The sequence below is a fragment of the Pantoea sp. R102 genome (assembly GCF_004916815.1).
Classification (GTDB): Bacteria; Pseudomonadota; Gammaproteobacteria; order Enterobacterales; family Enterobacteriaceae; genus Pantoea; species Pantoea dispersa.
Map to the genome: position 1 here is coordinate 1 of NZ_SDFT01000247.1, position 7,316 is coordinate 7,316.

General features: G+C 60.4%; 8 protein-coding genes and 1 riboswitch. Of the genes, 6 read left to right on the plus strand and 2 right to left on the minus strand.

Annotated features, from left to right (window positions below; all coding sequences use genetic code 11):
* On the minus strand, nucleotides 1-435 hold a 435-nt coding region (locus ERD80_RS20905), incomplete at its 3' end, for a PTS transporter subunit EIIC (protein ID WP_168926305.1).
* A gap of 433 nt (nucleotides 436-868) precedes the next feature.
* Nucleotides 869-1,585 carry a DUF3053 domain-containing protein gene (locus tag ERD80_RS20910; RefSeq protein ID WP_010616539.1) on the minus strand — a complete coding sequence of 239 codons (717 nt, stop codon included), beginning with the start codon at nucleotides 1,583-1,585 and terminating at the stop codon, nucleotides 869-871.
* A gap of 270 nt (nucleotides 1,586-1,855) precedes the next feature.
* Nucleotides 1,856-1,950: riboswitch (guanidine-I (ykkC/yxkD leader) on the plus strand.
* A gap of 63 nt (nucleotides 1,951-2,013) precedes the next feature.
* Here ERD80_RS20910 and ERD80_RS20915 point away from each other — a divergent pair.
* The 6 genes from ERD80_RS20915 to ERD80_RS20940 form a co-directional block, all read left to right on the plus strand.
* Entirely contained in the window at nucleotides 2,014-3,072 is a 1,059-nt protein-coding gene (locus tag ERD80_RS20915; protein WP_058758070.1) for a putative urea ABC transporter substrate-binding protein, read from the plus strand.
* A gap of 14 nt (nucleotides 3,073-3,086) precedes the next feature.
* Nucleotides 3,087-3,899, plus strand: a complete 813-nt coding sequence (locus ERD80_RS20920; RefSeq protein ID WP_058771035.1) for an ABC transporter permease subunit — start codon at nucleotides 3,087-3,089, stop codon at nucleotides 3,897-3,899.
* Nucleotides 3,900-3,909: 10 nt separating this feature from the next.
* Entirely contained in the window at nucleotides 3,910-4,671 is a 762-nt protein-coding gene (locus ERD80_RS20925; RefSeq protein WP_136548398.1) for an ABC transporter ATP-binding protein, read from the plus strand.
* A gap of 11 nt (nucleotides 4,672-4,682) precedes the next feature.
* Nucleotides 4,683-5,390, plus strand: a complete 708-nt coding sequence (locus ERD80_RS20930) for an urea amidolyase associated protein UAAP1 (RefSeq protein ID WP_136548400.1) — start codon at nucleotides 4,683-4,685, stop codon at nucleotides 5,388-5,390.
* Complete coding sequence (locus ERD80_RS20935; RefSeq protein WP_021507029.1) at nucleotides 5,390-6,025, plus strand: urea amidolyase associated protein UAAP2; 636 nt, start codon at nucleotides 5,390-5,392, stop codon at nucleotides 6,023-6,025. Before ERD80_RS20930 ends, ERD80_RS20935 begins: the two co-directional genes overlap by 1 nt.
* Before the next feature lie 80 nt (nucleotides 6,026-6,105).
* The coding region (locus ERD80_RS20940; protein ID WP_136548402.1) for a biotin carboxylase N-terminal domain-containing protein at nucleotides 6,106-7,316 on the plus strand (1,211 nt) is incomplete at its 3' end.

Genomic DNA, 7,316 nt, shown 5'->3' on the forward strand with positions numbered 1-7,316 from the left:
CAGCAGCGCCAGCAGCATACCGATAATACCGGCCGAGAAGTTGTTGACCAGCATCTCGAAGCCGCTTTTGATTTTGCCGTCAACCGCGCGGTCAAACGACTTGATCGCCCAGCCGCCCAGCGGACCGGCAATCATCGAGCCAAGGAACATCGGCATATCGGCACCGACGATCACGCCCATGGTGGTGATGGCACCCACCACGCCGCCGCGATCGCCACCCACCAGACGACCACCGGTGAAGCCGATGAGCAACGGCAGCAGGTAGGTAATCATCGGGCCGACCAGCTTGGCCAGCGTTTCGTTAGGAATCCATCCGGTTGGAATGAACAGTGCTGTGATGATACCCCAGGCGATAAACGCACCGATGTTTGGCATCACCATATTACTCAGAAAGCGACCAAAGCTCTGAACCTTGACCTTGACTGATGAGGACATAAACCCACCCCTTATTGAGACGCGCTGCAATAAGAGAGCGCGTTTGTTTTTGTTAAGACGTTACGGCGGGGGCCGTGGCATTACTGTATGCACGCGGACTCTAGCACTAGTTGATTACACTGCGTAGCGTCAGGAAAAAGTGTGATGTATATCACGCTAAATTGGGGTGGGCAGGGGGATTAAAGGTGACTTTGATCACAAAAATACCCTGTAAGAAAGCAACGCTGACGAAAAAATGCGCGCAACAGCGGTAGAAATGTGACAAAAATCACCTTTCACCTGGGCCGGTTTGTTTCACAAATGTGATTGAGATCACAAACTATTTTTGGTTGAAAATGCGCCAGATCACACTCTGTGCTGACAGAAAAAGGCGATGTAAGGAAGTGACGAAAATCTGAAAAAGCGGGCAGGGGAGAACTGCCCGCTGAACGGCTTACTGCAAACCGCCCTGTACGGCATTTTGTGCCTGCGTCAGCGCCTGCGTGTTGCTGGCAAGATTGCTCATCAGCGTGTTGTACTGCGTGGCCTGCTCCTGCGTCGGGAACTGAACGCCGCCGTCATTGAAGCTGACGCGCGCGCCCTGCGACTGCAGATAATCGCCGGCCTGAACTGCCGACTGGCTCAGCGCCTGCAGCTGCGGCAGCAGCGGAATCAGCGTGCTGGCTGGCTGAGTCACCACTTTAGCGTACACGCTGTCGTACACTTTCTTCAGATCGTCCGGCTGCTTCAGCGTGGCTTTGCTGCTGTCGGCCTGCATTTTGGCGCTCTGAATCTGCTGCGTCAGCACGCTCAGATTGCCGCTCGCCTGGCGCAGGCTGTCGCGGCGTGTCAGGTAATCCTGCGGCACGCGAATAGCCGCCAGCTCATCAACCACCGGGCGCATGCCCTGATCCACCGCCTGATTCACCTGCTGCGAGAAGCCATACAGGATGGCGTAATCACTGGCGTAATTACCGAAGGTTTGCTTCTGGTTTTCGCTCAGGCTGGGCAGATGTTCACCGCTGCGCATCACGGTGTTTTGCAGAAAATCAGTAAAGGCTTTGCGCTGATCGCCCTCTTTATCGCCGCAGGCGGTAAGCTGCAGCACAAGTAGCACGCCGGTCAGCAGCATGCCGCTACGCATCCAGATGCGGGAAATTCCTGACGCCATAATTCAACTCCTGTTGTGACGATGGCTAAATTCGATTCGCTGGGAAAGGTCCTAAAGAATAGTGCAATGGCCCCGGCTGTACAACGGCTGGTCTGCAGTGCTTCACGCTGGTGCGTGCCTGCTGCACAACTGTGCAGCGCAGCCTGCCTGCGAGCGCAGCGCTGTGCAATAACGCATGTAATTCAGGCTGATAGCAACCTGGCATTGATATTGCCTGCTTTCTGGCAGATGCAGGAGCGATCGCGGGCAACCGACGTCGCCACACAATTTGCAATGGGTCACTAGGGTTCCGATCGCGAGATGCTGGTCCGAGAGTGACCGACCGTCCTCTGACGGTTACACGGCGGGAAAAAAGCCCGGGAGGAAAGCGAGAACGTTGCTCGCCGCCTCCTGCCTGATTTTCGTCCGTTAACGCCAGAGGAATCATCATGATTAAAGCCTGTCTGCGCCTGCTGCTGATTTGCAGCGTCGCCCTGTTCAGCGTTCCGTCGCTGGCCGCCGCTAAACCTTCCTTTAAGCTTTGCTGGTCCATCTACGCTGGCTGGATGCCGTGGGATTACGCCCAGCAAAGCGGCATCGTGAAAAAGTGGGCCGATAAGTACGGCATCGATATTCAGTTTGTGCAGGTTAACGACTATATCGAGTCGGTCAATCAGTACACCGCAGGTGGCTTTGACGGCTGCACCATGACCAATATGGATGCGCTGACCATTCCGGCCACTGGCGGCGTCGACAGCACCGCGCTGATTGTCGGCGACTACTCCAACGGTAACGACGGCATTCTGCTTAAAGGCGCGGACAGCGTCAGCGCGCTGAAAGGCAAACCCATCAACCTCGTCGAACTCTCGGTCTCACACTATCTGCTGGCGCGCGCGCTGGAGAAATCCGGCATGAGCGAGAAAGACGTCAGGGTGGTTAACACCGCCGATGCCGATCTGGTGGCGGCATTTGGTACCGCTGACGTTAACGCCATCGTCACGTGGAATCCGCTGCTGGCGGAAGCAGAGAAGCAGCCGGACAGCCATCTGGTGTTCTCCTCGGCGCAGATCCCGGGCGAAATCCTCGACCTGCTGGTAGTTAACACCGCCACGCTCAACAAATATCCTCAGCTCGGCAAAGCGCTGACCGGCGCCTGGTACGAGACGCTGCACAGCATGGCCGGACAGAGCGACAGTGCCAAAGCGGCGCGCACGCAGATGGCGCAGGCATCTGGTACCGATCTGGCCGGTTTTGATCAGCAGCTTGCCGCGACACACCTGTTCAGCGATGCCAAAACCACGCTGGATTTTGTCGACAGCCCACAGTTAAAAGCCACGATGCAGCTGGTGGCCGAATTCTCCTTTAAACACGGCCTGCTGGGCGAAGGCGCGCCGGGGGCCGATGCGGTAGGGGTCGCGACCCCGGCCGGTAACTGGGGCGATGCCGGCAACATCAAACTGCGCTTTACCGACACCTTCACCAAACTGGCCGCCGCCGGTCAGCTGTAAGCGAGGCGCTGCCGATGCGTAAATTGATCAACTACCAACCGCTGCCGCTCGGCCGCCTGCTGCTTGGCATTCTGCCGCTGCTGGCGGTGCTGCTGGTGTATCTGTTCGCGTCGGATGCGCGCCTCAGCCTGAACGCGGCAGACAAACTGCTGCCGGGATTCAACGCCATGGGCGAGGCCATCAGCCGGATGGCGTTTCAGCCCAGCCCGCGCACCGGCGAGTATCTGCTGTGGAGCGATACCGCCGCCAGCCTGCTGCGTTTGCTGAGCGGCGTTGCTATCAGCGCGCTGCTGGCGCTGGCAATTGGCCTGTTCACCGGCGCGCTGCCGGTGGTGCGCGCGGTGCTGGCGCCGCTGGTGACGCTGTTTGCGCTGGTGCCGCCGCTGGCGATTCTGCCGATTCTGTTTATCTGCTTTGGCCTTGGCGAAGTCTCCAAAGTGGTGCTGATCGTTATCGGCATCACGCCGCTGATCGCACGCGATCTGCAGCTGCAGGTACAGAAAATCCCGCAGGAGCAGCTGGTCAAAGCGCAGACGCTGGGTGCGCATAGCGCACAGATTCTGTGGCGGGTGATTCTGCCGCAGCTGATGCCGCGCCTGTGCGATGCGGTGCGGCTGTCGCTCTGTTCGGCGTGGCTGTTCCTGATTGCTGCCGAAGCGATTGCGGCCACGGAAGGCCTCGGTTATCGCATCTTCCTGATGCGCCGCTATCTGGCCATGGATGTGATTCTGCCGTACGTGGCATGGATCACCCTGCTGGCCTTTGCCCTCGACCTGCTGCTGCGGCTCGTCAGCCGACGCTGCTGGCCGTGGTATCACGCCAAATAAGGAATGCGCGATGCCCTTACTGCAATTGAAAAATCTGGAAAAACACTACGGCGATCAGGTGGTGCTGGAGCGGCTGAATATACAGGTCGAGCGCGGCGAGTTCGTGGCGATTGTCGGCGCCTCCGGCTGCGGCAAAACCACGTTTCTGAATATGCTGCTCGGCACCGAAGCGCCGACCAAAGGCGAGCTGCTGCTGGATGGCGCACCGATTCCCGACGAGCCGGACGCCCATCGCGGCGTGGTGTTTCAGCGCTACTCGGTGTTTCCGCATCTGACGGTGCTCGGCAACGTGATGCTGGCCGACGAGTTCAGCAGCGCACGCTGGCTGGGACGCGTCTGGGGGCGCAAACGTCTGGCGATTCGCCAGCGCGCGCAGGCAATGCTGGCGCAGGTCGGACTGGAACAGGCGCAGAGCAAATATCCGCATCAGCTGTCGGGCGGCATGCAGCAGCGTCTGGCCCTGGCGCAGGCGCTGATGAAACAGCCGCGCATTCTGCTGCTGGATGAACCTTTTGGCGCGCTCGATCCCGGTATTCGCAGCGAGATGCATCAGCTGATCACCCAGCTGTGGCAGCAGCATCAGCTGACCATTTTCATGATCACCCACGATCTGAAAGAGGGCTTCAGCCTCGCGTCACGCCTGCTGGTGTTCGACAAACTGCGCCACGATCCGCACGCGCCGCAAGCCTGGGGCGCCACTATCACTTACGACCTGCCGCTGGATCGCACTCAGCCCGCCGCTGAAGTGCTGTCCGCAACGCAGGTGGCTTAAAGGAGAGCACGATGCAGCCATACCAAACCCTGCTGCCCGCCGGGGCGCACTGGTCTTTTGTCATGCGCAGCGGCAGCGCGCTGACGCTGACCGATGTGGAGGGCGGCGCCAGCGCCAGCCTGTTGTTTTATAACCCGGAAAACCTGCTGGAGCGCTACAACGCGCCGGACACGCTCAAGTGCCAGCACACTTTCCGGCTCACCGCCGGCCACTGTCTCTACTCGGACATGGGGCGCATTTTCTGCGGCATTGAACACGACAGTTTCGGCTGGCACGAGAGTGTGTGCGGCACGCTGAACGCGGCACAAACGGCCGCGCGCTATGGGGTCAGCGACTATCAGCAGGCGCGCAACCTGCGCCATCAAAACGGCTACGACAGCTTCCTCGTCGAGCTGGCGAAATATGGCCTTGGCCAGCGCGACATGGCGGCCAGCCTCAACCTGTTTGCGCAGGTGCGCGCCGATGACAGCGGGCGCTTAACGCTGGAACGGCAGGGCGAAGCCGGCGCGCAGGTTCGGCTGCGTTTCGCCATGGACACGCTGGTGCTGCTGCACACCTGTCCGCACCCGCTCAGCCCGGCAAGCGATTATCCGCGTCAGCCGCTGCAGCTGACGCTGGATGCGCAGCGCGCGCCGCTGCCGGAAATCTGTCTGCAGCGCGCGGAAAACCAGCGCGGCCTGCGTAATAACGCCCTTTATCAACTGCAGGGAGAAGTGTGATGATTAAAGAGAGTGAACGAAACCCGGCGCAGGCGCGTCTGCAGCAGCAGATCGACGCCGGTGATTACTGGCTGCAGCGCATTGCCGCCGGAGAAACGCTGCGCATTACCGATCTGGAAGGCAATCAGGCGGCGGATACGCTGTTTTTCAACGCCGACGATACCGCCGAGCGCTACAGCATGAGCGAGACGCTGCGCGGCCAGCACAACGTGTTTCTCACGGCCGGCAGCGTGCTGCGTTCTAATCTTGATCGGCCGATGCTGACCATCACCGCCGATACCTGTGGCCGTCACGATACGCTCGGCGGCGCCTGCTCGTGCGAGAGTAATACGGTGCGTTATGACCTCGAAAAGCGCCACATGCACTCCTGCCGTGACAGCTGGATGCTGGCGGTCGCCGCGCATCCGGAGTCTGGCCTGACGCGCCGCGATATCACGCACAACATTAACTTCTTCATGAATGTGCCGGTGACCCACGACGGCGGCCTGACGTTTGCCGATGGCATCTCCGCGCCGGGTAAATATGTTGAGATGGTGGCGCAGATGAACATTCTGGTGCTGATCTCCAACTGTCCGCAGCTCAACAATCCCTGTAACGGTTACAACCCAACGCCGATTGCCGTCAGCGTGTGGTGATTCTCTGACGCAACGGGACGACCCGTTATACGCCGTCACAGCTGGTGCAGGACGACCTGCCGCAATAAGAGTATTCAGTCATGATTGATCGCGTATTGATTGCCAACCGTGGCGCGATTGCCGTGCGCATTATCCGTACCCTGCAGGCCATGAATATCCGGGCGATTGCCGTCTATGCCGAAGCCGATCGCCACGCGCGCCACGTGCGGCTGGCCGACGAAGCCTGGTCGCTGGGCGAGGGCCAGGTGCGCGACACTTACCTCAACCAGGACAAACTGCTGGCGATTGCCGCGCAGAGCGGCGCACAGGCGCTGCATCCGGGCTATGGCTTTCTCAGTGAAAAACCGGAGTTCGTCACGCGCTGCGAAGCGGCGGGCCTGCATTTTCTCGGACCGGACGCGGCGCAGATGCTGGCGTTTGGCCTGAAACATCGCGCACGTGAACTGGCTGAGCAGAACGCGGTGCCGCTGCTGCCGGGCAGCGGCCTGCTGACCTCATTGCAGCAGGCTCAGGCTGCCGCGCAACAGATTGGCTATCCGGTGATGCTGAAAAGCACCGCCGGCGGGGGCGGCATCGGCATGCAGCGCTGCAACAGCGCGGACGAGCTGGAAGACGCCTTTACCCGCGTGAAGCGTCTGGCTGGTAACAACTTCGCCGACGATGGCGTCTTCTTAGAGAAATTTATTGCCCGGGCGCGCCATATCGAAGTACAGATTTTTGGCGATGGCCACGGCAACGTGATTGCGCTGGGCGAACGCGACTGCTCGGCGCAGCGCCGTAATCAGAAGGTGCTGGAGGAGACCCCCGCGCCGCGGCTCAGCGATGCGGTGCGCGCGCAGTTGCAGGCCACCGCCGTACGGCTGGCGCGCGCGGTTAACTATCGCAGCGCCGGGACGGTGGAGTATGTCTATGATGAGGTCAGCCAGCAATTCTGGTTCCTGGAGGTGAATACCCGCCTGCAGGTTGAGCATGGCGTCACTGAACTGGTGTACGGCGTGGATCTGGTGCGCTGGATGGTCGAACTGGCGCAGCAGCGCCTGCCGCCGCTGGCGACGCTGCAACCGGTGGCGCAGGGCCATGCCATTCAGGTGCGGCTGTACGCTGAGGATCCGGCGAAGCAGTTTCAACCAAGCGCCGGACTGCTCAGCCACGTGCAGTTCCCGACGGCGCTCGATCACGCTACGCTGCGCATCGACAGCAGTGTAGAGAGCGGCATGGAAGTTTCACCGTTTTACGATCCGATGCTGGCGAAGATCCTCGTACACGCGGCCGATCGCCGCCGCGCGCTTGA